The following is a 22092-nucleotide window of genomic DNA, read 5'->3' on the forward strand; positions in this document are numbered from 1 at the left end:
ATCAGTCCTTCTTGTAGCGGTACGCCGAGAAGCCGGCGGCGGCCAGCGGCATGCCTTCGGCCCACGCCGGCGCGGTCGCGATCAGCTGCGACAGCTCGTCGGCCGAGTAGTCGTCGGTGTCAGGCGTCTCTGTAATCAGCTCGTCGTGGATCGACAGCACAATGTCGTAGCCGGCAGCCTCGACGGCGGGCGCGTTGTAGAACAGCACGTCGCGCGCGACGGCTTGGCACAAGTTCTCGAAGATCTTCCCGCCGTACGTCTTCGTGCGCTGCCACTTCCGGGTGTACTGGTTCACACCCATGTAACTGATCTCGCCGTCGTCGCTCACGCGCGGCGCGAGATAGCAGAGCTGACGCTTACTTGGCAGTTGCACGCGCAGCCACTCGCCATCGCGCCGCAGGATTACGCGCCGCGCGTGCACGGTCTTGCCCGGTGAGCTGATCGCCTGTACAGCCGAGTTCTTCAGTTCCTCCCAGTACCCCGAAATTTCGGGGTGCGCACCGCGCCACAGGCGTTTGAGGATGTCACACGCGACGAACACGTCCTGCGGTAGGCCGAGCGTGCGGCGCTTCTTCACAGCCCAATCCCACATGCGGCGTGCCTCGCGCACGACTTCGGGGTCGATCGTGCTGAGCGCTGCAAAGACCGCGGCGCGGATCGCTTCCAGTTCCATCTTGTACGTCAGTGTGAATGTGACGAACGCGCCGACGCCACCCTCGTATGCGAGCGCGAGTTCTTGCACTTTGCCGAGCTGGCGCATGGCCTTCGTGACGCTTTCGACGGACACACCGAACGACCGCGCGTAAGCCTGGATGTAGAGGTCAACGCCCTTACGGATCTCCTTGCCTTTCTCGTCGACGCCAAGGATCGTGTCGTAGTCGCGGAACGCCTGCAGCTTCCACTTCTCGCCAGCGAGCCATGCGGCGACGCGGCCTTCGATGTTCGACAAGTCGGACACATTGAGCTTGCGGCGGGGTGGGGCGATGATCGAGCCTCGCACGACGTTCGCCGTCAGGCCGATGACGTTCTCGAACACGAGATCCGCGCAGCCAGATTTCAGGGCCTCGATGCCGAGCTCGGTGTAGCGTTCCCCGTCACCGTCCGAGAACTTCGGCAGGCCGAGCTCGCGCGCCATCAGGCCGACGTCGGGGCGCGGCATGTTGCCAGGCTGATACAGCCGGTGCGCGACGCGGCCCGTGCGCGCGGCGCCGCAGAACTGCATGAGGCCGCGCAGGCGGCCGTCGGCCGACACACCGCGCAGCAGCGTTTTGTACTTCGACGAGCTCGTCATCGTCGCTTCGAGCCGAATCGCCAACAGCTCGCGCAGCGGGTCGGGCAGGTCCGGATCGTTGATGCGGCGCTCGAGCGTCGACTTCTTCATGTCGGGCAGGTCGACGCCGTATTCGGCGAGCAAGTGCGCGAGCAGCTTGTCGCGTTGCGTGGCCTTCGCGACTTCGCCGTCGGTGAGCTCGACCGTGCGCGCAGCGAGATCCTTCTGCGCGCGGTCGATCGCGCGCACCGCGGCCTCGGCGAGCTCGACATCCATCTGCATGCCGCGCATGTTGATGCGCTGATCCTGATGCCAATGCCCAAGCTCATCGACGTTGTTCGGGTAGTTCCAGCGCGGCATCGCCTTGTGCACGGCGCGCATGGCGGTGATGTCGTTGCCGGCGTAAGCGAGGAATTTCGCCCACTGCTCGGGGTGCGTCTCGCGCGTAGCGCGGCGCAGTTCGCTGAATGCGGGTCGGGGCTTGCAGAACAACTGGATCAGCTGCGCGCCTTCCTTGTCCTTCGCCTGGTCGACGGGCACGTTGAAGATCTCGCAGAGCATGCTGAGCGAGCCGGGCAGGCCGTGCGCGTACGCCTGCACCAGAGTGTCGCGCCACTTGTGCTCGGGCATGCGCGCGAAGATCTCCGGCTCGGCGTGCGACAGCACGACGCGATCGAACATGCCGCCGTTCTGCCACCAGTATTCATCGGCCTCGTCGATCGCCATGTCGAGCTCGGCCGGCATCGGCGTACCGGTGGTCACGTCCCAGGTGCCGACCGGGCCATCGTCGACCGCCCACGTCCAGATCATCACCTCGACCTGTTCTGCGTAGCGGTGCGTGCCGTGCTTCAGCGGGGTGGGGCTATACGTTTCGGTATCGAGCCAGAGCTTCATGCGTCGGCCTGTTGTGACAGCAGCGTGAGCTTGTGCGCGAGGCAGTAGCGCGCGAACGCCTGAACGGGCGTCTCGCCAGGCATCATGTCGGTGCCGTGCCCGATCGTGCCGCCTTTCCACGATCCTTTGCGCGGGCCGACTTCCTTGTTGAATTCGATGCTGAGCGAGCGGCGGATCTTTGGGCGGCGGAACAGCGACAGCCATTTAAACCAGCCTTCGCCGAATCGCCACTCACGTTCCTCGATGTGCGTGGTGGCCTCGATCACCTCGCCGTCGTAGTCGCGAAACACGAAGATGGCCTTCGGCATTTCCTTCTCGAATTCGTACCGCGAATCCGACTGCGCACGCCGCACTTCGCGATCGGTCGTGTCGAAATACGTGCGCAAGTGTTCGCCAGCCGGATCAAAGTAGCTGATGCGCACGTGACGCCACTGCGTCCACGGCAAGAATTTCGACCAGCTTTTCGTGGTCGCGCTATCGTTCGTCTGCGGGCCGAGGAACACTTGCAGGGAGCCGTCACATACGCGGAAACCCCACTCGCGCGGGTTCACGTCCCAATAGCCGCCGGATTCCGATGACCAGCTGTGCCGCGAAGTATCGACCCACACGCGAGAGGGTTTGACGAACTCGGGCAGCCGCCACTCGACGCGCCAGCGAAACGCGTAGATGACGATACGGTTCAGGCCGGGATTATCTTCGTCGTCGCCGGTCTCGTAAGTGACGCCGAACGGGTTCCAGTCGATGCGTTTGGCTTTCATTAGATAAGCTCCATTTGTTCGAACGGCATATCCGGCCACGTGTGCCACGCCTTCACTGCGTTCTCGCGCCAGTGCGTGACGCGCATGTTCCACGGCACGTGCAGGCCGCACACCAGCTTCCCGTCGAGCGGCACGATGTGATCGACGACGTGCAGGACGCCCGTGTCGCGCGTCAGCGTCTCGGCCCGTGCGTAGAGGATCGCGATCATCGTTCGCTGCACCTGCGACAACCACGGCGGCGTCGCGCGACGCTCGCGTGCACGCCGGCGCTTGCCAGCCATCAGGCCGGACGTGATCAGCGGCGCGCGGCGCTTCACGGGCACGAACAGCGGGCCGACGTGATGGCCGCCGCGCAGGTCAAGCGGCATCTGCTGTATCGGGTTCATAGTTCGGGTCCAGGTAGTCGGCGTCGCCCGGCTGGCGTTCCTCGCCGTTGCGCCGGTAGAAGCAGCCGACCGAGCCGCGGCGGTGCTTCGTGCATTCGTAGCGACCGGTCGAGCCTGTCCAGATGAACGCGCCGCATTGGCACTCGGTCGCGCAGGCTTCTTTCGCGCGGTTGTTGATCACGCGAAACCGCGTCCCGCCGCAGCCGGTGCACTTCCATCCGCGCACGTACTCGTCGGGGTGCTTCGGCAGAGTGAAGCGCCGTTTGCACTTCTCCCGACTGCAGCGGATGTGCACGCGCCGGCGCGGCAGAACGAGGCTCATTTCGCGGCGCGGCGGTCGATCTGCTCGATCGCGGCGAGGATCAGCGCGCCGGCCTTCACGAGCATCTGGCGCGGCGTGCCGGGCTTCCACCAGGCGCGGGCCCACGGCCACCACGCGGGCGTGAACGCGCATCGCTGGCTGTACGCGTGCAGTGCGTACGAGCCGGCGGCTTCCGCCAGTACGCCGTCGGCGAGCACCTCGTCGTCGCGCTCGGGCGTGAAGCCTTCGACGTTGATTTGGCGGCGGCGCTCGGCGATCACGTCGTGTGCTGCCGCCGTCAATACGGGGGCGGCAAACAGGTCGTGCGCACCATCGGGCAGCGCAGATGCGACGTGCGCGTGCAACATCATCAAGTAACCGCTACCGTGCTCGACGCGAACGGTAACGACGGGTTTGTTTTCGTGCAGCATTACGTTCCCCTGATAAGTAGTCCGAATGTCCGGCGTCCCGATCTTTCCGCTGTCTGATTTCAGCGCTCGCGGTTTGCGCATGCCGTCGCCGTGCGGCTGACTGCGGGCGGCGACGGTTAGCGAGAAAGGGTTTTGTGCCGTGGCGCCGGCCACGACTGGAGACGAGCGCCCCGCGTATCAGTGTGCGGCCGGGCACGAGGCCCGGCGCTGCAATCAGCCGAGCTCGTCCTCGGCTTCCGCCGGCGCGGCCGCCTCGAAGTCGTCTTCGTTCGCGCGGCTCGCGCCCGAGAAGCTGTCGCCCGGCGCGTGGAACTGCACGCCCATCAGACCGCAGCGGATGCCCGGGTTGGTCTTCGTCTGCGCGTAAATGTCGATCGTCGCGTTCACGTAGCAGCCGGCGTAGATGCGGCCTTCCTTGCCGGGCAACCAGTCGCCGTTCGCGTCGACGAGGCGCGCCGGCTTGTTGGTTTCCGGATCGGCGACGTTGTCGAGCAGCAGCGGGCGGCCGTCGTCGCGCTTGCGGTGCGCGGCGATGTACATGTTCCCTTCGAAGCCGTCGAAGTCCTTCAGGTCGCCGTTCTGGTAGCAGAACTTGTTCGAGTTGGTGCGGAAGCTGTCGACCATTGCCGGGCCTTTCTTCGGCCAGCCTTCGGCCGCGACCGCCTGGATTGCTGCCTCGATCGCCTTGTCGTTCTCGCTGCCTTTCTCGACGAGGAACGTCGCGCTGTAGCGGAACTTGCCGTCGCCGGCTTCGAACTCAGCGGCCGTGCGCAGGTTGTTGATGAAGGCGATACGGACGTTGGTGAGCTTGACTTTCATGGGTGGTGCTCCTTCGGTGGAATAGGGGTTACTGGTCGAGACGGTCGATCAACAGATCGGTGTAGCCGAGCGCGGCATTGACAGCGTCCATCGCTTGCGAATTGCTGAACACATGACCATTGACGAGGAACGCGGCCAACATCTGTGCGGCAATCCGCTCTCGACGCTGCGCCGCGAGTGACTGCTCGGCCGGCTCACGGACAGCGCGCAGTAGCGTCTGTGTATCGAAAACGGAGAAACCGGCTTGCTTCAGCGCGTCGACGACAGTGCGCTGCGGGTTGGAAAACTGGTCGTGCGTCATGCGAGGTCGCTCCCGTCGTCGGCCGTCGCGACTTCGAAGTCGTCTTCCGGCGGTTGGATTTCGAGGGCGGGGCGCGGGTCGGAGTCCGGCGCGACCGACGGGCGGCCGTCGCGCTGCACGATCAGGGCCTCGACCTTTTTCCAGCGGCGGGGCGATTCCCTCGACAGCAGCTTGTCGGCCTGCGTGGGGCTGATGAGCTTGAAGTTGTACATCTGGTCTTGCTTCAGGCGCATCGACTTGAGCAACGCCTCGGCGGCTTCCGGTTCGTTCCACTGGCGCGCGCCGCGGCGGCCGGCGACGAGCTTCACGCCGGGCACCGCGCGAGCCTGCAGCAGCTCGTGCTCGATGCGGCCGCGCACGGCCTTCCCCCACGAGTCGATCAGGTCGAGCGACGCGTAGATCAGGCCGAGGCGTTCGTTGTCGAGCAGCTTGACGTTCGTGTCGACGTACTCTTTCGGCACGTCGTACGCGGCGACGGCTTCGAGCACTTCGAAGTCAGCGCCGATCGTCTGCTCGACGTGCGCGGCGAGCGCCGGGCACACGGCCTTGGCCTTGCAGAACTTGCACTGCTTCTCGCCCGGGTTGAAGTCGCTCGGGCTGAGCGGTGCGAGCTCGACGCTGTCGACGTAGAGCAGCGCGCGCTCGGCGGCCGGCTTCGCGGTTTCAGCGATCCAGGCGTGCAGGTCGGCGGGCGTTGTGGCCCACTCGCTCGGCTTCTCGTTCACGCGCGGCTGATGGATCACGATGTTGATGCGCTCGAAGTCGTAGAACGCGCTGTGTTCCTCGTGCGCCGCATCAGCGTAGATCATGGCCTGATAGTTGCGTTCGGCCTGCACCGCGACGCCACGCCCGTACTTCAGGTCGCGCACTTCGATCTCGGCGCGGCCGTCCGGCCACGTCGCGATGATCACGCAGTCGCTCGTGCCCTTCGCGCCGGGCTCGCCCGTGATGTGCTCGATCGACAGCCGTTGCTCGACGAGCAGCGTCACCTCGGCGCCCGCAGCTTTCAGCAGCGTCTCACGGTCGTGAATCTCCGTGACGTACATATCGACATAGGCTGCCATTTCCTCGTCGACTTCAAACGTGCGGCGCGGCTCGGTGATCGTGTCGCCGGATTCCTCGTCACGGCGCGTGACCTTGCCGACCGGGATCACCGTGCCGATAAACTCGTCGGCGTAGCGCCGTTGTTCAAGACACCACTTCGCGAGCTCGTGCGCGGCGGTACCTTCGTCGGCGTACTCGCTCGACTCGTCCGGCTGGCCGATCTGCGCGGCCGTCGACGCGGCGCACTCGATCCAGGTATAGGCCGACGAGGGGGACAGGAGCGCGTGCTCCTGATCCTCGACGACGGCCGCGATGGCAGTCTGGTTCATTTGCGCACCGCCTTCCGCGTGGCCGGCTTCTTGCCCTTCGGCCAGCCCGCGGCGGTCAAATCTGCAACGAGGTTCGCGATCACCGGAACCGTGCGGTCGACCGCAGCGTCGGGCGACGGCAGGTACTTCGCGAATTCCGGCAGGCGTTCGTGCGCCTGCTTAACGGTCGTGCAGGCAGCGATCGCCGCGCTGATCTTGGCGCGCAGCGTCTTACGCGATTCGAGCTGTTCGCCACGCTGCTTGGACAGTTCGACGATCTGCGACCAGAACGGCGTGTCCGTTTGCATCACCGCCTTCGTGTCGGAGCCGGAGCCGCTCGTTACAACCGTCACCGACGACAACGAGCCGGGGAGCCCGATATATGCGTGATTGAAGTGATCTCCGAATTCCTTGTAGAGAGCGCGCAATTTCGGCGGCAGGTGGTCGACGGCCCATTTCTGGGCAAGAACGCGTGCTTGTTCTTGGTGATCGACGTACGGCACGTCGTCGAGAACAGACGCAACGAATGCCTCGCGCATGGTGGTGGTCAGTCGCATGGCGGCTTACTCCTGCGTCTCGGCTTCGCGCGGGTCGAGCGTGCCGGCCAGCACGCGCAGGCCGTACGCGAAGACGTCGGCGTACTGATCGGCGGTCAGGCCGCGCTTGCCGGCCTTCTCGCTGACAGCGTTCGCACCGAAGCGGGCGAGCACGGCCTCGGCGATCGCGCGGCCGTCGCCCGGGATCTTCGAATTGATGCCGGTGACGATCAGGCGCTTCACGTTCTCGAGCGTCGGCTCGGCGTCCTTCAGCTCGGCGTAGATCTCAGCCGTGTGCGTGGCCCACGGCTTGAGCTCGCCGCTCGGCTGCTCGGCGCTGGATTTCTCGGGAGTCTGTGCAGACGTCGCGCCAGACGGCTTCGATACGGTCGCGGTCTGCGCGGCATCCGAGGCAGCGGCGGCAGTCGCATCCGTTGCCGTGCCCGACGTCGGCTTTTTTGCAGCAGCGGCTTCCTTGTCGTTCAGCTGCTTCTGCGCGGCGGCGACAGCCTGCACGCCGGGTGCGGAGTGGAGCGCGGCGCTTGCCTGCGCGGTTTGCAGCGCGCCGGATGCAATCAGCGCGGCGGTGAGTTCCTTGATCGCCGCGGTGTTTTCGGCGATGGCCTGTTCGAGAGACATGTAAAGCACTCCTTAACGGTTGTGCGGCTTGTGTGGCCGCGGCGGGTGATGCAAAGTCGGTGTGGTGTGATTGCCCGCAGGGCGGGAGCGGGTGGTCAGGCGGCGTTCTCGCCGAGCGAGATTCGCAGGGTGACGCCACGCTGGATCGCTTTCTCGATTCGATCGTTGATCCGTTGCTCTGCGTCGCGCATGGCGTTGTTCACCAGATCGGACGTGTTGAGCTTGCGGTGAAAGTCACCCGCGATCTCACTCGTAAGCTGAGCGCGCACCGCAATACGCAGTTCATCGGCGATCTTCTTCACGCCGATCTGCGAGCGAATGTCTTCCTTCAACTGCGCAACCAATTGGCGGATCACTTCTTTCTTGATTGCGTCGGTGATCTCGATGTTCATCGTCTTTCTCCTGTAGCGGGATGGGTTGGTTAGGCCAGCCACTTCGCGCCGAGCGCGATCAGGTTCTTCGGTTGCCACGTCGCCCAGCTCTTCAACTGATCCCGAAGCGTCTTCGGCGTGACATTCATTTCGGCAGCCTTGCTATTAATCAGCTCGACGTCGGCGAGAAGCCGCGCGAGAACGGGCGCTGCGGCTGCCTTGTCCTGCTTCAGCTGCTCGACCCGCGCCTTCCGAGCGGACTTCTCGGCTGCTGCTTGCTCGCGCTTGTACGCGTCAATCTGGGCGTCGATGTCGCCGCGCTTCGCGAGTGGCAGATTGAGCAGACCGTGATCGAGTGCCATCGTCGTTCCCCTTCGTGTTGCGTTTGTAGCGTCACGTAAGGCAATGCTGTACACGAATCGTAGGCGACGCTGTACGTGAGTGTCAAGCGACACTGTACATAAAGTGCGAAAAAATACCCGCACGCGGCGGGTATCGGTTTGGCGGGGTAGGGTGCGCGTTACACGAGCGGGCGCCACTGGCCGGTGACGACGCCGATAATCTCGGTCGTCTTGTCGAACGGAATATATCGCGTGGGCCAGTTCGGGTTGAGTGCGTGCAGCATCGGGCCTTCGCTTTCGTCGAGCAACAGTTGCTTGAACGTTGCTTTCTCGCGGTTGCGGCGCGCGATCACCAGGCTACGGTGCAGAGGGTCGCGTTCCGGGTTCACGCTGATGAAGTCGCCGTCACGAAACGACAGGTCGCCGCCCGGGTTATACATGCTGTCGCCGACAACGCGCAGCACGAAGCCGTGTCGCCCGCTCGGGAACGGGCACGCGATCCAGTCCTCAGCGTCGCCCGGTTGAAAGTTGTCCACGATTTCGCTCCAGTCACCTGCTTGCACCCACGAAATTAGGGGCAGCTTTCCGACTGGCCATTCTGTAATGTTGCTTACTGGTTCGTCAACAATCTTTGGGGTTTGTTTCGCTTTCGTGAACTCTGACGCAGGGGCCGCGCGTAGACGGGCGCGAGCCGCGGCTGAATTGATGACCGTCGGCGGGTCGAACTTGAAGTGCTTACCACTGACGCTCGTGTCGGGCTCGTCGCCGGGCAACGTCATGTCGCCATCAAGGAGATAAGGCACCGTCGTCTGCAGCAAGAACGCGAGTTTCGACAAGCGGACCATATCCGGTTTGGAGCGTCCGCTTTCCCATTCCGCGACAGATGCGCGCGTGATCCCGAACTCATCGGCGACCTGCTGCAACGTTAGCTTGTGCTTCAGGCGCAGTGCGCGGATGCGGGTGCCAATGTGTGCGGCTTCGGTCACGACAATCTCCTATCTTTCAGTTGACTGTACAGCGGCACATAACTAACATGTACAGCAATACCTGACATTGAACGGGGGCAACGTGTCACTCATCAAGGACGCAGTAACCGAGGCCGGCGGCGCAACCGTCGTCGCGGCCGCGTTCGGCATCTCGCGAATCTCCATCTACGAGTGGATCGACAAGGGCCGCGTGCCCGAGCCGCGCGTCCTGCGCCTGGCCGAGCTGACGAAATGGAAGTTCACGCCGCACCAAATTGCGCCGGCGCTGTACCCCAATCCGCGCGACGGACTGCCCGTCTAAGTGTCAGGTAAGACCTAACACGGGCCGAACATTAACCGATAAATCAGGCACATACGGGAATACCCGTACTGCCTGTGTGGGTATTCGTCCATGCAAAACGCATCCGAATCTGCAAATTGGGTCGGCATCGCGAGCACCCGCCGACACCCCATCTTCGCGCGGTTCTGCGCACAATTCCTATGAATAATGAGACTCTGGTCGCGGCGCTCGCGCCGATCGTTTCGCGCGTCGTCACTTCGCACTGCTGGATAAAGCGCGACGGGCCGCCGTCGCACATTCGCCGGCCGCTCACGCCTGACAAACTCGCGCATCACGTGAACGGCGGCCCGGCCTACGGCGCCGCGCAGATCGCGCCGGGCGAGTCGACGACGCGCGTCGCGTGCCTGGATCTCGATTCGCACAAGGGCGAAACGTCGTGGTACGACATGCAGGCCGCGGCGCTGCGCGTGATGGCGCGGCTCGAGGCGTGCGGGCAGCGGCCGATTCCGTTCCGTTCGTCGGGCGGGGCGGGGCTGCACATTTACCTGTTGTGGGACGAGCCGCAGGACGCGTACAGCGTGCGGTGCCTGCTGCGCGACGCGCTCGCCGCGTGCGATCTGCGCGACGGCGTGAAGGGCGTGGCCGCCGGCCAGGTCGAGGTCTTCCCGAAACAGAACAGCGTGCCGAGCGACGGGTTCGGCAACATGTTCGTGCTGCCGCTGGCAGGTAAGTCGGTGCCGCTCGATTCGTTCGAGCTGGACGACATGCCGAAGGAATACGCGGCGGAAATGGACTGGCCGACGAGCGCGCCCGTGCCGCACGTCGCGCGCGAGGAAATCGTGATGCCCGGCGCGGTCGACGTGCCTGTCGAGCTCGAAACGCTGAAGTCGGCGCTCGACATGATCCCGAACGCGGGTGACGACGAGCTTGACTACGAGGAATGGCGCAACGTCGTGTTCGCGATCCATCACGCGGCGCGCGGCGATGACGCCGGCCTGGCGCTCGCGCACGAGTTCTCGGCGCGGTCGAGCAAGTACGAGCCGCGCTTCCTCGATGAGCGCGTGTGGCCGCACATCGGCAAGACTGGCGTCGACGAGCGCGCGCCGATCACCGGTCGCACGGTGCTGCACCTGGCACGCGCGCACGGCTGGCAAGAGCCGATCGAAGACGACTTCGAAGTCGCGGCCCGCGTCGAGGCGGTGGCCGTCGGCGCGCCGCGCGCTGCCGAGCCGGTAATCGAGGCCCGCGCACCGCAAGCGCCGGCGCCGACCGGTACGGGTGAGCAACCGCCGCGCGCCGCGAAAAAGAAGAGCGCCGACGAGCCGCCGAAGGGCTACCGCGCACGCACCGAGTTCGGCAATGCCGAGCGCATGCTCGATCGGTACGGCGAAGGGCTGATGTACGTGCCCGAGATCGAGAAGTGGTACATGTGGACGGGCGTCTACTGGCGGCAGGCTGCCGACGTCGAGCTCGCGCACATGGCGAAGGAGACGATCCGCGCGTTGCCCGACGAGGCCGACGAGCTGCAGACGGCCGAGGAACGGATCGAATTCTTCAAGTTCTGCGCGATCTGCCAGAAAGCCGCGATGGTCGCGAACATGATCCGGCTCGCTGCATCCGACCCGCGTGTCGTCGTGCCCGTCACCGAGCTCGACCGGCACACGCATCTGCTCGGCGTCGCGAATGGGGCCGTCGACCTGCGCACGGGCGAGTTGCTGGCGCCGGACAAGGCGCACCGTATCACCGTCGTGACGCCGCTGTCGTACGATCCGCGCGCGGCCGCGCCGCTGTTCGAGCAGACCGTGCGCGATGTGTTTTTCAACGACGCCGAGCAGATCGAGTTCTTCCAGCGCCTCATCGGCTACGCGCTGATGGGCGTGCCGATCGAGGATTTGCTCGCCATCCCCTACGGTATGGGCTCGAACGGGAAGTCGACCGTGCTCGGCGCGATCCGCAGTGCGTTCGGTGGGCACGCGAAGTCGGCCAGCGCCGAAACCTTCCTGTCGGCCGGCGCGGGTGGCGGTGGCTCAGCCGGCGCAGCGCGAGAGGATCTGCTGCGCTTGCGCGGCGCGCGCTTCGTCTACGTGAGCGAACCGGACGAGGGCAGTGAGCTGCGCGAGGGGCTGATCAAGAGCATGACGGGCGGTGATCCGATCCCGGCGCGCGGGATGTACGCGAAAGCGACGGTCGAGATCGTGCCGACGTGGGTCGCGTTCATGCCGACCAACCATCGCCCGATCGTGAAGGGCGACGATCACGCGATCTGGCGGCGCCTGATGCTCGTGCCGTTCACACGGAATTTCGACCGCGATCCGGACATCGTGAAGGATCCCGGCCGGGCGCAGCGCATCGCGGCAGAGCTGGCCGGCGTGCTCGCGTGGTGCGTGCGCGGCGCGCTTGCCTACCAGCAGCACGGGCTGAGGCCGCCAAAGACCGTAGCTGCGGCGCGCGATGCGTACAAGGCCGACATGGATCTGCTCGGCGAGTGGATGGACGAGCGCTGCAAGACCGACAACGGGGCCGCGTCATCGAACGAGGACTTGTGGCGATCCTGGCGCTCGTTCGCCGAGCAGCGCGGTGAACTGCGATTTATTGCTAATTCGCGCGCGTTGGCGCGTCGCCTTGGTGCGCGTGGTTTTTTGCAAGTTAAAGACACTCACGGAATTCGCGGACGCGGATTTGCAGGAATTTGCGTGAACAACGAAGTTGACTTCGAAGGTAGTGACCTTGGCTGAGTGAACGCGCAGAAGTTTGCACGTTGTTGAAGGGCGCGGGGCCGAAGTTGCGACGTTAGCGACGATAAACCCCCACTTTTCATAAACTTTTTGTCTCTATATAGGCGAAAAAAGTTTAGGGAAAAACGGGTTTTATCGTCGCTAACGTCGCAAAGCGGAACGTGCTGAAAATTACTTGTTAAGTTGTACTTATTTACGAGTTTGACTTTACCGAAGCGATGAACAATGCTCCGGTCAACGATGAAGGAAGGGCAAACCATGACCCAAAGCGGAATTGATTGGCGCGAGGTGCTATTCGACCTGCGGCGCCTCGACCTGATGCCGAAAGACGTGGCGCGCGAACTGCGTGGCGTGATCAGCGAGGCGGCCGTGCGCGCGTACACCGAGGAAGTGCGCGAGCCGTCGCACGTGCGCGGCGAACTGATCCTCGATCTCTGGTGCGCGAAGACGGGCAAGCGCCGTGAAGACGCGCCGCGCCGGCCGCTGTTGCTGCGCTCGAACCCTCTGGCGCGGGTGGTGCGCGCATGAGCAAGCTGAACGCAAAACAACGCGTGTTCGTCGGCGAGTATCTGAAGGACTTGAACGCGGCCGCAGCCGCGCGACGCGCCGGGTACAGCGAGAAGACCGCCGATCGGATCGGCGCGCAGCTGCTTGGGAAAACTTGGGTCGCCGAGGCGGTCGCCGAGGCGATGAAAGCGCGGGCCGCGCGCACCGAGATCGACCAGGATCGCATCGTGCGCGAGCTCTGGCACGTGCTGATAGCCGACGCGAACGGGCTCGTCGAATATCGCCGCACGTGCTGCCGCTACTGCTACGGCGCGGGCCATCGCTACCAGTTCACGGCGGGTGAGATGGAGATTGCGCGACGCGAGCACGCGGCGTTCGTGCTGAAGGCGCAGCAGGACGAAACCGAGCTGCCCGCCGAGCTGCTGATCTTCAACGAGCGCGGCGGCATCGGCTTCGATCCGCGCAAGCCGCCTGTCGACGGCTGCCCGGAATGCTTCGGCGAAGGCGAAGGCGAGGTGTTCGTGAAGGACACGCGCGACCTGTCGCCTGAGCTGCGCAGCCTGTACGCCGGCGTGAAGCGAACGAAGGACGGGCTCGAGGTGAAGATGCACGACAAGAAGGCGATGGGCGAATTGCTGATGCGCCACCTCGGCATGCTGAACGACAAGCTCGAACTGACGAAGCCGCGCGTGCGCGTGAAGGATCTGACGGGCCGCAAACCGAATTGAAATACTCACTGGCGATCTAAATCGACACTCGATCGCCTTATCTGACGGCCGCTGCGCGCCGCGCGGCATGCGAAAACGGCGCGCAGCTACCCACGTAGCTACCTTTCTGGCGGGCGCAGCGCCCGTTTTCCATGAGCGAAATCGAATTCCACTACAAGCCGCAGGGCGAAACGCTCGAACGCTACATCCTGTCCCGCGCGTCGCGGTCGTTCATCATGGGCCCGCTCGGCAGCGGCAAGACGAACGCGAGCTGTTGGAAGGCGTTCCGCATCATGTGCGAGCAGGAGCCCGACGCCGACGGCGTGCGGCGCACGCGCGGCGCGGCCGTGCGGAACACTTACCCCGATCTGTTGTCGACGACCGCGAAGGACTGGCTCGATATGTTCGGCGACCTGGGCCGGTGGGTGGGCGGGGGCCTTGAACCGCCGACGCACTACCTGTCGTTCGAGCTCGAGGATGGTACGAGCGTCGAGGCCGAAATGGTCTTCATTGCGCTCGATCGCCCCGAGCACGAGCGCAAGCTGCGCGGCATGCAGCTCACGTTCGCGTGGCTCAACGAGGTGAAGGAGCTCGCGAAGCCGATCCTCGACATGCTCGACCTGCGCGTCGGCCGCTACCCGAAGGACGTGCATCCGACCTGGTACGGCGTGTTTGGCGACACCAACGCGCCGGACTCCGACCACTGGTTCTATGTGCTCGCCGAGGAAACGAAGCCCGAGGGCTACGCGTTCTTCCGGCAGCCGGGCGGCGTCGTGCGCGACGGCGATCGGTGGGTCGTCAACCCGCATGCCGAGAACATCGACAACCTGCCGCCGGGGTACTACGAGCGCGGCATGCAGGGCAAGAAATTCGACTGGATCAAGGTGAACCTTGGCAACGATTACGGATTCGTCGTCGACGGGAAGCCAGTGCACCCGGACTATGCGGACTCGCTGCACTGCAAGCCGTTCGAGCTGTCGAAGTCGCTGCCGCTCTGGATCGGCATGGACTTCGGCCTGACGCCGGCCGCGGTGATCGGTCAGCGTAAGCCGATGGGCGGGTGGCGCATCCGGTCGGAAGTTGTCGCGACGAGCATGGGCGCGCGCAAGTTCGCGATCGAGCTGAAACGGCACCTCGCCGAGATCTACCCGGGCTTCGAGGTCGCGGGCATCTACGGCGATCCGGCGGGCGACCAACGTTCGCAGGCGGACGACGAGGACACGCCGTTCAAGATCCTGCGCGCAGCCGACTTCGAAGCGCGCCCCGCGCCGACGAATGACACGGCGCTGCGCTATGGCGCAGTCGACGAGGCACTGACGCGGATCATCGACGGGGAGCCGGGGCTGCTCATCCATCCCGACTGCCGTACGTTGCGCAAGGCGCTGTCCGGCGGCTACTGCTTCCGCCGCATGGCAGTGAGCGGCGAGCGGTACGCGGACAAGGCGGACAAGAACATGTATTCGCACGTGGCCGAGGCGAGCCAATACCTGCTGGTCGGCGCGGGCGAGCACAAGCACCTGGTGCGCGTGAAGCGCACGGGCAGCAAGCGCTCGACGCGCGCCACGATGGACTAGACTGGCAGGGCCATTTCGGCGAAAGGACCAGATAAAAGGGGATCAAACATGGCGACTTTCAAGGCGACAACGCAATACGGTGATTGGAAAGGATCCGCGTCCGCGGATCGTGCCGATGAGGTGGCTATTACCGAGTTTTTGCGGAAGAACGGCCAGGTCAAAGACAACGAATTCGTGGTCGGGGCAAACCTGTGGGTGGGCGAGAATCACGCCGGCAAGCTTGGACGGACGGCCGTTACCGCGTACGTGATAGATCTCGACGGTCATCGTACTGTTCCGGAGGCGATTGCAGCCGCGGGCGATGCGCTGCAACTTCGAAAGGTCGCCGTTGATGTGACGCTCGAACAGTTCCTCGGCCTGTTCAAGCGTTTCTCCGTTTCGTTGAGCGCGCCGGAGCTGGCGATCGAAGGTCGCGAGTTCACGGAAAGCGAATAACCCCTTCGCAACAACGCACGATTCTGCGTGCGTGACCGCCTAGCCTCTTCGGGAATCTCCGGAGAGGCGCATGAAATTCCTCGGGCTCAGCCCTGACATTCCGGCAGCAGCAGCCCCGCTGCCCGACAACACGCAACCGACGACCGACACCACGACGGCGGCCGACGACGCAACCGCGAAGTTGCGCAAGCGCCGCGGCACCGCCGCGACCATCCTCGCCGGCGACTCGACGACGGTCAGCTCGTCGTCCGTCAACGCGCCCGCGGCGACTGCCGCCGGCAAAGCCATGCTCGGGCAATGACGAACGACGACGCGAAGCTGCTGCAGGCGCTGAACGCCGACCACGGCCGCATGAAGGAAAAGCGGCAGTCGTTCGAAGCGGTGTGGAACGACGTCATCGATTACGTGATGCCGAGCATGGACAAGTTCGGCAAGACACCGCGCCCGGACACCGAGAAGGGTCGCGAGCGCGGGCAGAAGATGTTCGATTCGACAGCGCCGCTCGCACTGCGCAACTTCGTCGCCGCTGAAGATTCGATGATCACGCCGGCGACGCAGCTCTGGCACCGTCTGAAGACGAGCGACGATGCGCTCAACGAAACGCCCGCCGTGAAGGCATACCTGCAAGCCGTTGTCCGCGTGCTGTTCGCCGCCCGCTACCGCTGGCAGGGCGGCTTTGTCACGCAGATGGGCGCGACCTACCAGAGCATTGGGCTGTTCGGGCCCGGCGCGATCATGATCGAGCACGACATCGGCCGGGGGCTCGTTTACCGCAACCTGCCGATGCAACGTCTCTGGTTCGCCGAGAACAACGCCGGGATGATCGACAAGACGCACGTCGAGTGGTCGTTGACCTTGCGCCAGGCCGAGCAGCGTTTCGGCCGCGCGAACCTGTCGCCGGCCATGCAGTCGGCGCTTGAGCGCGACCCCGAGAAGTCCGCCACGTTCTACCACGTGGTTGAGCCGCGCGCCGACCGCGATCCACGCAAGCTCGACGGCCGCAACATGCGGTTCGCATCGTACTGGCTCGACGAGGGGCGCGAGCGCATCGTTCAGAACAGCGGGTTTCGCACGTTTCCGATCGCGATCGGTCGCTTCTACGTTGGCAGCGACAGCGTGTACGGCGGCAGCCCGGCATACGACTCGATGCCGGACATTCGCATGGCGAACGACATGGCGAAGACCAACATCCGCGGTGCGCAGAAGCTGGTCGATCCGCCGTTGCTCGCGAGCGAGGACGGCGTTCTTGAAGGCTTCGACCTGCGTTCCGGATCGCTGAATTGGGGCGGCCTGGACGACAAGGGCAACGAAATGGTGAAGCCGCTGCTCACGGGCAAGCAGGCGCAAATCGGCATCGAGTTCGCGCAGGACACGCGGCAGACGATCAACCAGTGGTTTTACGTGACCCTGTTCCAGATCCTCGTCGACAGCGGAGACATGACCGCGACCGAGGTGTTGCAGCGCGCGCAGGAGAAGGGCGTGTTGCTCGCGCCGACGCTCGGCCGCACGCAGGCCGAACTGCTCGGCCCGCTGATCGAGCGCGAGATCGACATCCTCGCCGAGGCAGGCCAACTGCCACAGATGCCGCAGGAACTGATCGACGCGGGCGCGGATGTCGACGTCGAGTACGACAGCCCGTTGAACAAGGCGATGCGTGCCGGCGAGGGCACGGCGATCCTGCAATGGCTGCAGCAGCTCGGGGTCGTTTCTCAATTCGATCCTGCCGCCGCGAAGGTGCCGAACGGCCAGCGCATCGCGCGCCTGCTCGCCGATTACGGTGGCGTGCCGGTCGAAGCGATGAGCACCGACGAGGAACTGCGGGCGCAGCAAGCCGCCGAGGCGCAGGCCGCGCAGATGCAGCAAATGCTCGCCGCCGCGCCCGTGGCCGCCGGTGCGATCAAGGATCTCAGCGATGCGCAGGTCAGCGCGCAGACGGCGAGGGTGTGATGGGCGCGCGCTTTCTTCGATTCTGGAACCGCCGCGAACAATACCGGCGTTGCTTCTGCGACGAACGCGGAAACCTGACGCCGGCAGGCGAGGCCGTGCTCGCCGATCTCGCGCAGTTCTGCCGCGCCAACCAGTCGACCGTCATCACGTCCCCCGTGCAACGCACGATCGATCCGCTCGCGACGATGGTCGCCGAGGGCCGGCGCGAGGTGTTCGTGCGCCTGATCCAGATCCTCGGGATGGATGACGCGCAGCTCAATTCCCTGAAGGACGAGGCCCCCGAATGAATCTCGTATCGATGAAGCTCACGCCCGCTGAGGCGAAGACCGAAGCCAACGAAGGCACCGCAATGGCTGCGCCGGAAGACCAACCCGCGTATCCGTGCGGTCTGTCGATCTACCTGGACGACGAGGTGCTCGCCAAGCTCGGGATGACCGCGTTGCCGGACGTCGGCGCGCCGCTGACGCTGATGGCGCGCGTCGAGGTGTGCAGCAAGAGCCAGTACGAGAACCAGAAGGGCACGGATACGAGCCTGTCGCTGCAGATCACGGACATGGCGCTCGCGCCCGAGACGCAATCGCCCGAGCAGCGCGCGGCGAAGTTCTACAGCAACGCGGCAGGCGGTCAGGCATGAGCACGCGAATCAAACAGTCAACAGCGTTCCTGGTCGACGATAACGGCCGGCTCGTCGGATACGTCGACGAGAACGGGCGCGAGCGCGAACTGAACGGCGCATTCATCACGCCGGGCGGCACACCGACCCGCGCGAATTACGTGTTGGCCTCGTCGAGCGCATCGAGTTCGGTAACAGGGACGACAAGCGAGGCGACCCTCGCTACGGCGCAGATTCCCGCGAACACGCTGGCGTCGCCCGGCGCGCGGTTGCGGGTCACGCTCAGCGTTACGTGCACCAACAACGCCAACGCGAAAACGCTGCGCGCTCGGCTCGCCGCCGTGCAGGCGTTGCAGCTCAGTTCGTCGTTCTCGAACGTGACGGGCGGCCGGGTGTACTTCGACATCGTGGCCACGAGCAGCGCAGCCCAGAAGTGCATGAGCGGCGTCGCGAGCTACAGCACGGCCGCCGGCGCTGCAGTTACCGCAATGGCGGTCGACATGACGCAGGCGCAGAGCTTGACGCTTACGGCGCAGCTCGCAACTTCGACCGACACGTTCCAGCTCGAGGAATACACCGTGGAGATTCTGCGCCCGTGATCACGATACCCGTTGCGATCGTTAATGGCGTGCTCGCGCCGTCAACTCCGATTCCGTCGGATGCACTGGCCGTCGCCTGCGACGGCGAGATCTACACCGTTTATCAGCCCGGCGACACGTTGCCGGAGGTACCCATCGAATAAGGAGGTTCCATGTTTTTCCGCATGTTCCGCAAATTCCGCCTGCTCGAAGGTGAAACCACGACGACCGGCGAGCCGGCTGGGGGCGCTGCAGCAACCGGCGCGACGGCGACGACCGATCCGGCTGCAGCCACCACGACCGCCACGCAAAGCGACGGCGCAGCGACGACGACGACCGAAGGCACGCACGATTCTGCGTCGACGTGGTTGCAATCTATCGCCGACGCTGACCTGCGCCAGTTCGTCGAGGCCAAGGGCTTCAAGGATGTGGGCGAAGCGGTCAAGGCGATGCGCGAGTTCGAAACGAAGCATGCGGCGCCGGCGAGTGCGGACGATTACCAGCTCGGCGATGGCGACTTCGCGAAGACCGCGGCGACGTGGTTCCACGAGGCCGGTATTCCGGCCGAGGCCGCGAAGGCGCTGGCAGCGAAGTGGAACGGGTACGTCGGCGAGCAGAACACCCGAGCCGAGGAAGCACGACTCGCTAAGGGCGAGGCAGAGCTCACGACGCTGAAAGGCGAGTGGGGCGACAACTACGACAAGAACGTCGAGCTCGGTCGCCAGGCGATGCGCAAGTTCGGCGTGTCGGCCGAGGTGATCGACAAGCTCGCTGGTGCATCCGGGGATGCGGCAACGATCAAGGTGTTTTCCTCGATCGGCGCGTCGCTGAGCGAAGGAACGTTGAATCCGGGTGGCGATGGCGGCAGCAGCGGCGCGGCGCTCACTCAAGAACAACGCGCTGCGAAGTTCTACGCCAACACGAAAACGTAAGGAGCTTTCATGGTCACTCTTGCTACGAACAACCCGACCCTCGCGGACATCGCGAAGGGCCTCGATCCGGATGGCGCCGTCGCGCAGACGATCGAGATTCTCGACCAGACGAACGAGATCCTCGCGGATGCGACGTTCGTCGAGGGCAATCTGCCGACGGGCAACCGCACGACGATTCGGTCGGGCCTGCCCGCTCCGACGTGGCGCAAGCTGTACGGCGGCGTTCAGCCGACGAAGGCGACCAAGGTCCAGGTGACGGACAACTGCGGCATGCTCGAGGACTATGCCGAAGTCGACAAGGCCGCTGCCGACCTGAACGGCAACGCGATGGCGTTCCGTCTGTCCGAGGACCACGCGCACATCGAAGGCATCAACCAGGAAGCCGCGCAGACGCTGATCTACGGTAACGAAGGCGCCGCGCCGTCCGAGTTCACCGGCCTCGCGCCGCGTTACAACTCGTTGTCCGCGCAGAATGCCGACAACATCGTCGATGCTGGCGGCACGGGCGCCGACAACACGTCGATCTGGCTGGTGGTGTGGGGCCCGAATACGGCGCACATGATCACGCCGAAGGGCTCGAAGACCGGGCTCACCGTGACCGACAAGGGACAAGTGACGGTCGAGAACGCCGACGGCGCGGGCGGTCGCATGGAAGCGTACCGCACCCACTACAAGTGGGATCTCGGGTTCACGCTGCGCGACTGGCGCTACGTGGCGCGTGTCTGCAACATCGACGTGTCCGACCTCGCGACGTCGGCGAATACGCAGGCGCTGATCCGCTACATGATCATGGCGTCGGAACGTATCCCGCAATTCGGCATGGGCCGCGCGGCATGGTACGTCAACCGCAACATCCGCGAAAAGCTGCGTCTCGGCATCATCGACAAGATTGCGAACAACCTGACGTGGGACACCGTGTCGGGTCAGCGCGTGATGATGTTCGATGGCATTCCGGTGCGCCGTACCGACGCGATCCTCAGCACGGAATCGCGCGTCGTTTAACGCGGCGGGGCGGCGCTTATGCGCCGTCCAATCTTACCGAACCCATTCGAAAGGACATCGCAATGTACATCGACTCGCTTCTCGAATTCTCGCGTGCGCAGGCGCTGTCGGCGTCGGGCGCATCGACGAACATCATCGATCTCGGCAGTGATCGCGACATCGGTCCCGGCCGCCCGCTGTGGATCGTGATCGGCGTCGCGGTTGCTGCCGTCGGTACGGGCACGTACCAGATCGATCTGGAAACCGACGACAACGCCGGGTTCGCGTCGCCGACGAAGATCGCGTCGGTCACGCCGGCCGCGGCAGCGCTCACCGCTGGCCAGCGCCTGGTGCTCGGCATGCCGTTCGCGAACGAGCGCTATCTGCGCCTGAACTACACGCTCGGCGGCACGTCGCCGGGTGTCACGCTGAACGCGTTCCTGACCGATCAGGATCCGACCGCGTGGCAGGCATACCCGGACGGCATCGCGTAACCCACGAAGCCTGATCGATGGGCGGCATCCGCCGCCCGTTCAACGCACACAACGAGGTAAGACATGCCGAAGGTCAAGGCGATTCAAACGGGCTTCTATCGCGGCGCGCGCAAGCGCGTCGGCGAAGTGTTCGACGTCGAGAAGGGCGAAAAGGCGAAATGGTTCGTGCCGACCGACGAGGCGCCGACGGGCCCAAAAGCCCGTGGTCGCAGCGACAGCACGTCGAATACGGATCCGACGACTGGTTCCGGCTCGTCCGGCGGGCAGGACGCCGACGATCTGCAGTAACGGATTGACGAATGGCGTCGCAGGTAGGCATCGCGAATCGCGCGCTGACCAAACTCGGGTCAGCGCGTATCACTTCGCTCGACGAGGACTCGAAGGCAGCCGCTGTGTTGAATTCGATGTACGACGACGTGCTCGACGCGTGCCTGCGTGAACACGTTTGGTCGTTCGCGAAGACACGCGCGCAGCTCGCCGCGCTCGCCGATGCGCCGCTGTTCGGGTTCAGCTATCAGTATCGGTTGCCTACCGACTTCATTCGCCTGATTCAGATCGGGCAATTCCTCGTCTACCCGCGCACCGACACGCGCGGCTTGTTCAGTATCGAGGCGGGAAATATCTTGACCGATCTGGCCGCGCCGCTCGCGATCCGGTACACGAAGCGTGTCACCGATCCGAACATGATGGATGCGCTTTTCCGCGAAGTGTTCGCGTGCCGCATGGCGGCTGAGGCGTGCGAAAGCATCACGCAGAGCTCGACGAAGCGCCAGGCCGCATGGGCCGAGCACGACCAGGCTGTCGCGAAGGCGATCCGCGTCAACGCGATCGAACGTCCGTCGCAGCCGGTCGGCGATGACACGTGGCTCGAAGCGCGCAACGGCGTGCCGTATCTCGCAGAGACACCCATCATCCGCAGCTAGG

Annotated in this window: 30 protein-coding genes; 17 read left to right on the forward strand and 13 right to left on the reverse strand. The window is 64.6% G+C overall.

Going from position 1 to position 22092, the window contains the following annotated elements; all coding sequences use genetic code 11:
• Position 1: 1 nt before the first annotated feature.
• The 13 genes from G3N62_RS05615 to G3N62_RS05675 form a co-directional block, all read right to left on the reverse strand.
• The gene (locus G3N62_RS05615) at positions 2-2164 is read right to left on the reverse strand and encodes a DNA polymerase I (RefSeq protein WP_206141199.1); all 2163 of its coding nucleotides are present in this window, start codon (positions 2162-2164) and stop codon (positions 2-4) included.
• On the reverse strand, positions 2161-2961 hold the full coding sequence (locus tag G3N62_RS36385) for a hypothetical protein (protein WP_206141156.1): 801 nt from the start codon (positions 2959-2961) through the stop codon (positions 2161-2163). The genes G3N62_RS05615 and G3N62_RS36385 overlap by 4 nt, the downstream gene beginning before the upstream one ends.
• Positions 2922-3308 carry a hypothetical protein gene (locus G3N62_RS05625; protein WP_206141157.1) on the reverse strand — a complete coding sequence of 129 codons (387 nt, stop codon included), beginning with the start codon at positions 3306-3308 and terminating at the stop codon, positions 2922-2924. Before G3N62_RS05625 ends, G3N62_RS36385 begins: the two co-directional genes overlap by 40 nt.
• Positions 3280-3630, reverse strand: a complete 351-nt coding sequence (locus tag G3N62_RS05630; RefSeq protein WP_206141158.1) for a hypothetical protein — start codon at positions 3628-3630, stop codon at positions 3280-3282. Before G3N62_RS05630 ends, G3N62_RS05625 begins: the two co-directional genes overlap by 29 nt.
• Positions 3627-4193 carry a hypothetical protein gene (locus G3N62_RS05635; RefSeq protein WP_206141159.1) on the reverse strand — a complete coding sequence of 189 codons (567 nt, stop codon included), beginning with the start codon at positions 4191-4193 and terminating at the stop codon, positions 3627-3629. The genes G3N62_RS05630 and G3N62_RS05635 overlap by 4 nt, the downstream gene beginning before the upstream one ends.
• A gap of 60 nt (positions 4194-4253) precedes the next feature.
• Positions 4254-4859 (reverse strand): ssDNA-binding protein, encoded by a 606-nt coding sequence (locus tag G3N62_RS05640; protein ID WP_206141160.1) that lies wholly within the window; start codon positions 4857-4859, stop codon positions 4254-4256.
• A gap of 28 nt (positions 4860-4887) precedes the next feature.
• On the reverse strand, positions 4888-5160 hold the full coding sequence (locus tag G3N62_RS05645; RefSeq protein ID WP_206141161.1) for a hypothetical protein: 273 nt from the start codon (positions 5158-5160) through the stop codon (positions 4888-4890).
• On the reverse strand, positions 5157-6533 hold the full coding sequence (locus G3N62_RS05650; protein ID WP_206141162.1) for a DUF2800 domain-containing protein: 1377 nt from the start codon (positions 6531-6533) through the stop codon (positions 5157-5159). Before G3N62_RS05650 ends, G3N62_RS05645 begins: the two co-directional genes overlap by 4 nt.
• Positions 6530-7069, reverse strand: coding sequence for an Nmad5 family putative nucleotide modification protein (locus G3N62_RS05655; RefSeq protein WP_206141163.1), 540 nt, complete (start codon positions 7067-7069; stop codon positions 6530-6532). Before G3N62_RS05655 ends, G3N62_RS05650 begins: the two co-directional genes overlap by 4 nt.
• 6 nt (positions 7070-7075) lie before the next feature.
• Positions 7076-7687: a hypothetical protein gene (locus G3N62_RS05660; protein ID WP_206141164.1), complete on the reverse strand. Its 612-nt coding sequence runs from the start codon at positions 7685-7687 to the stop codon at positions 7076-7078.
• A gap of 95 nt (positions 7688-7782) precedes the next feature.
• Positions 7783-8079 (reverse strand): hypothetical protein, encoded by a 297-nt coding sequence (locus G3N62_RS05665; RefSeq protein ID WP_206141165.1) that lies wholly within the window; start codon positions 8077-8079, stop codon positions 7783-7785.
• A 29-nt stretch (positions 8080-8108) separates the two neighbouring features.
• The gene (locus tag G3N62_RS05670; RefSeq protein ID WP_206141166.1) at positions 8109-8420 is read right to left on the reverse strand and encodes a hypothetical protein; all 312 of its coding nucleotides are present in this window, start codon (positions 8418-8420) and stop codon (positions 8109-8111) included.
• A gap of 158 nt (positions 8421-8578) precedes the next feature.
• Complete coding sequence (locus tag G3N62_RS05675; RefSeq protein WP_206141167.1) at positions 8579-9385, reverse strand: XRE family transcriptional regulator; 807 nt, start codon at positions 9383-9385, stop codon at positions 8579-8581.
• A gap of 82 nt (positions 9386-9467) precedes the next feature.
• Here G3N62_RS05675 and G3N62_RS05680 point away from each other — a divergent pair, with 82 nt between their 5' ends.
• The 17 genes from G3N62_RS05680 (at position 9468) to G3N62_RS05760 (ending at position 22091) form a co-directional block, all read left to right on the forward strand.
• Entirely contained in the window at positions 9468-9686 is a 219-nt protein-coding gene (locus G3N62_RS05680) for a YdaS family helix-turn-helix protein (RefSeq protein WP_175800898.1), read from the forward strand.
• A gap of 179 nt (positions 9687-9865) precedes the next feature.
• The gene (locus G3N62_RS05685; protein WP_241012886.1) at positions 9866-12400 is read left to right on the forward strand and encodes a phage/plasmid primase, P4 family; all 2535 of its coding nucleotides are present in this window, start codon (positions 9866-9868) and stop codon (positions 12398-12400) included.
• A 240-nt stretch (positions 12401-12640) separates the two neighbouring features.
• On the forward strand, positions 12641-12928 hold the full coding sequence (locus G3N62_RS05690; protein WP_241012888.1) for a hypothetical protein: 288 nt from the start codon (positions 12641-12643) through the stop codon (positions 12926-12928).
• Positions 12925-13635: a terminase small subunit gene (locus tag G3N62_RS05695; protein ID WP_206141169.1), complete on the forward strand. Its 711-nt coding sequence runs from the start codon at positions 12925-12927 to the stop codon at positions 13633-13635. Before G3N62_RS05690 ends, G3N62_RS05695 begins: the two co-directional genes overlap by 4 nt.
• Before the next feature lie 131 nt (positions 13636-13766).
• Complete coding sequence (locus G3N62_RS05700; protein ID WP_206141170.1) at positions 13767-15188, forward strand: TerL; 1422 nt, start codon at positions 13767-13769, stop codon at positions 15186-15188.
• 48 nt (positions 15189-15236) lie between these two features.
• Positions 15237-15623 (forward strand): hypothetical protein, encoded by a 387-nt coding sequence (locus G3N62_RS05705; RefSeq protein ID WP_206141171.1) that lies wholly within the window; start codon positions 15237-15239, stop codon positions 15621-15623.
• A gap of 70 nt (positions 15624-15693) precedes the next feature.
• Positions 15694-15924 carry a hypothetical protein gene (locus tag G3N62_RS05710; protein ID WP_206141172.1) on the forward strand — a complete coding sequence of 77 codons (231 nt, stop codon included), beginning with the start codon at positions 15694-15696 and terminating at the stop codon, positions 15922-15924.
• On the forward strand, positions 15921-17570 hold the full coding sequence (locus G3N62_RS05715) for a portal protein (protein WP_206141173.1): 1650 nt from the start codon (positions 15921-15923) through the stop codon (positions 17568-17570). The genes G3N62_RS05710 and G3N62_RS05715 overlap by 4 nt, the downstream gene beginning before the upstream one ends.
• A complete protein-coding gene (locus tag G3N62_RS05720) occupies positions 17570-17857 on the forward strand; it encodes a hypothetical protein (protein WP_206141174.1) in 288 nt (95 codons plus the stop codon). Before G3N62_RS05715 ends, G3N62_RS05720 begins: the two co-directional genes overlap by 1 nt.
• Complete coding sequence (gp10, locus tag G3N62_RS05725; protein WP_206141175.1) at positions 17854-18204, forward strand: capsid staple protein; 351 nt, start codon at positions 17854-17856, stop codon at positions 18202-18204. Before G3N62_RS05720 ends, gp10 begins: the two co-directional genes overlap by 4 nt.
• On the forward strand, positions 18201-18782 hold the full coding sequence (locus tag G3N62_RS05730) for a hypothetical protein (RefSeq protein ID WP_206141176.1): 582 nt from the start codon (positions 18201-18203) through the stop codon (positions 18780-18782). Before gp10 ends, G3N62_RS05730 begins: the two co-directional genes overlap by 4 nt.
• Entirely contained in the window at positions 18779-18925 is a 147-nt protein-coding gene (locus tag G3N62_RS05735) for a hypothetical protein (RefSeq protein WP_206141177.1), read from the forward strand. Before G3N62_RS05730 ends, G3N62_RS05735 begins: the two co-directional genes overlap by 4 nt.
• Positions 18926-18934: 9 nt before the next feature.
• Positions 18935-19693, forward strand: a complete 759-nt coding sequence (locus G3N62_RS05740) for a hypothetical protein (protein WP_241012889.1) — start codon at positions 18935-18937, stop codon at positions 19691-19693.
• Positions 19694-19702: 9 nt separating this feature from the next.
• Positions 19703-20695 (forward strand): major capsid protein, encoded by a 993-nt coding sequence (locus G3N62_RS05745; protein WP_206141178.1) that lies wholly within the window; start codon positions 19703-19705, stop codon positions 20693-20695.
• Between the two features lie 62 nt (positions 20696-20757).
• Positions 20758-21168, forward strand: a complete 411-nt coding sequence (locus G3N62_RS05750) for a Bbp16 family capsid cement protein (protein WP_206141179.1) — start codon at positions 20758-20760, stop codon at positions 21166-21168.
• Positions 21169-21231: 63 nt separating this feature from the next.
• Entirely contained in the window at positions 21232-21456 is a 225-nt protein-coding gene (locus G3N62_RS05755; RefSeq protein WP_206141180.1) for a hypothetical protein, read from the forward strand.
• An 11-nt stretch (positions 21457-21467) separates the two neighbouring features.
• Positions 21468-22091 (forward strand): hypothetical protein, encoded by a 624-nt coding sequence (locus G3N62_RS05760; protein WP_206141181.1) that lies wholly within the window; start codon positions 21468-21470, stop codon positions 22089-22091.
• The last annotated feature ends 1 nt before the right edge of the window (position 22092 follow it).

The organism is Burkholderia sp. Tr-20355 (assembly GCF_017104685.1).
Lineage (GTDB): Bacteria > Pseudomonadota > Gammaproteobacteria > Burkholderiales > Burkholderiaceae > Burkholderia > Burkholderia seminalis.